Origin of the sequence: Microbacterium sp. AG157 (genome assembly GCF_003385695.1) — a bacterium.
GTDB lineage: Bacteria > Actinomycetota > Actinomycetes > Actinomycetales > Microbacteriaceae > Microbacterium > Microbacterium testaceum.
Genome location: NZ_QRDK01000010.1, coordinates 1 through 2,852, shown reverse-complemented (window position 1 = coordinate 2,852; position 2,852 = coordinate 1). Strand labels below are relative to the sequence as shown.

The following is a 2,852-nucleotide window of genomic DNA, read 5'->3' as shown; positions in this document are numbered from 1 at the left end:
GGCACCACGGGCGTTGCGTCCGCCCCGAACCAGCTGGCCACCACGGGATCCGCACCCCTCGCCCCGCTCGGCTGGGCACTCGGCATCCTCGCCGCCGGAATCGCGGTGACACTGCTCCAGCGCCACCGCGCGACACGACGGTCGAACTGACCGCCACCCCAGAAACACCCAGGAGCCACTGCCCCCACGGCAGTGGCTCCTGTCGTTCTCCGTCGTGGAGTGTTGAGTGGTGCGACATCCTCGCACGAAGGGACCCGCAGCTTCCCGAGCCGTTCAGCGGGCTGCGAACGTTCGCATTCCGTGCCGTCGCGGTCGACGTCTCCGGCGCGTCATGTGTAGCGGTGGAGGACCTCGACGCTGCCCGGCGTCCACTGCAGGACGGTCGTGTGGCATGACTCGACGTGAATGATCGGGAGGTCGTCGAGGGGTGCCATGACGTGGCTGAAGAGCGCCAGACGGGCGGGGGCACGGTAGGCCTCGAGCACAGAGATGCCACCGGGCTCGAGACCGAAGAGCACGGGGCGGGCGCGTTCGCCCAGCATGGGCCTGCCGAGGATCTTGAGGTAGAACTTGGGGCGACGGAACAGGGCGAGGGCGGAGTCGAGCTCCACGGGTTCCGTCTTGTACCCCGCGCTTCCGCGGGCGACTTCGACATCGTTCACTCGAAGCGCGAAATCGGTGACGGCGTTCTTATGGGTGATGCTGACCGTGCCGGCCAGGATCGGCTGCAGGTAGCCCTCTCGATTGGCGATGATCGCGGGGATGCTGTCCGTATAGACGACCTGCACGAAATCACCCGTGCGGCCGTCCGGGCTCACCGCTTCGATGGACTGGGCCATCTCGATCACGGGAGCATCGGCGAACATGTCGAAATACTGGGTCACGTAGATGCTGGCCCGGGGAAGCGCCGGCAGGGCCAGCGGCTCAGGGAGCAGCATGCGAGCAGCTTCCCTATGAGTGACGTAGTCCACGCGCAGGGTCTCGCGACGGTGCGGGAAGGAGCCGCGAGCCGAGAGCGCGGGGACGTTGGCCGGCGTGGTCAGAAGTCGGGATACATCAGCCGCTAGCACGCGGGCAATGATAATAGGATCTGCACAGTATGAAACGGGGCAATTCGGTTCATAACGGGTCATATATGCTCGGACAACCGAAACTCCCACCATTTTCACGCCTGACCAGTCGAGGAGCCTCGCCATGCCTGCAACCTCTTCCCCGCTCGTTCGCCGTGTGGTCGCGGGGGGTGCAGGCCTTGTCATGACCGCGGCGATGACCTTCGCGGGGGCGGTCGCCGCGCAAGCCGCCGACACATCGTGCGACTCGGGTGTGTGCACGGTGACGTTCGGCTATACCGGCTCACCCGAGTCCTGGACGGTCCCCGCGGGTGTCACCAGTATCGAGGCCAGCGTTCTCGCCGGTTCGGGTGGCCGCGCAACATGGCAGAGCCAGGCCGTGGGGTCAGGCAAGACCGGTCTCGGTGGCGCCGCGACAGCGACACTTCCGGTGAACCCCGGCGAAGAACTGATCGCTACCGTTGGCGGTGCGGGCCAGACAGGAGTCAGCACCGTCGCTGGATCCCCCGCGCGCGGCGGGTATGGCGGGGGCGCATCAGCCGGCACGAAGAGCACCGACAGCATGTACGGCAGCGGCGGCGGCGGCGGCGGCAGCTACCTCGTCGGAGCGGGGTCGCTTCTCATGGCCGCAGGCGGTGGCGGGGGGTCCAGCGTCGCGCTCGTGCAGAACGGCGACAATTTGACGGTCTACCTCGTACCAGGGGGCGATGGGGGATCTACTGGCGCCGGCTCATCCGGAAGCGACGGCTACTCGACGTTAGCCTCTGAGCTCTCCGGAGCGGGCGCAACGGAATCCGGCCCCGGTGCCGGCGGTGGCGATAACGCCGCAGACTCCGGGGCATGGGGAAGCACGGTCGCCGCTTCCGGGACCTCCTCGTTCGGGGCCGGCGGCGGCGGCGCGGACAACACCGACGGTAATAGCCGAGGCGTGGCCGGTGCTGGCGGCGGCGGCGGCCTCTACGGCGGTGGCGGTGGCGGAGCCGACCCGTCGACGAACATTTCCGGCGCGGGTGGTGGCGGGTCGGGATTTGTCGCTGCGACGGCGACCGACATTCGTCTTCTGAACGGCAACTTTGGTGATGGCAAGATCGTCATCACCTACAACGCCCCCAAGGTTGCCACCACGACCGAGCTGAAGGTCGGTGCCCACCCGAACGACACAACATCGACGGAGCTGAAGGCGACCGTTTCCCCCGCTGCAGCGACCGGGACCGTGACCTTCATGGATGGAAACAACTCGATCGGCACAGCTAGCCTCACCGACGGGACCGCCACACTCTCACCGGTCCTCTCCGCCGGCACCCACGCCATTCGAGCGCTGTACTCCGGTGACTCCTCTTACGGCGCGTCCGACGCCAGCACCACGGTGGAGGTCAGCGCTTCCACTTCCCCCTCGTTCAGTACCGACTCCTCCAGCGATGCCCCGATCGCCGAACGCGTCCTCGCGGGTGAAGCGTTCTCCTTCGACTTCACGGCGTCAGGCACGCCCACCCCCACTTACAGCATCGAAAACGATGACACCGACAGCACCGTCCTGCCCGACGGCGTCACCTTCACGAACGGCATCCTCGCCGGATCCTCCACCCGCGCCGGCACCTGGAAGATCAAGATCACCGCGACCAACAGCCTTGGCACCGCCACCGAGTACGTGAAGCTCACCATCGCCCCCGGCACCGCCACCGCCCTCGAAGCCGCCGTCTCCCCCGGCGACAGCAGCAGCACCACCCTCTGGGCCGTCGCCCCCGACGGCACCGTCACCGAACCCTCCCACAGCACCACCAC

General features: G+C 67.4%; 2 protein-coding genes. One reads left to right on the top strand and one right to left on the bottom strand.

All coding sequences use genetic code 11. The annotated features are described in order from the left end of the window. Positions 1–329: 329 nt before the first annotated feature. Positions 330–1,133, bottom strand: coding sequence for an acetoacetate decarboxylase family protein (locus DEU35_RS16780; protein WP_258873592.1), 804 nt, complete (start codon positions 1,131–1,133; stop codon positions 330–332). Between the two features lie 367 nt (positions 1,134–1,500). On the opposite strand from DEU35_RS16780, the gene DEU35_RS17550 reads away from it, so the two are divergent. Continuing rightward, a partial coding sequence (locus DEU35_RS17550; RefSeq protein WP_220340875.1) for an Ig-like domain repeat protein occupies positions 1,501–2,852 on the top strand: 1,352 nt, incomplete at its 3' end.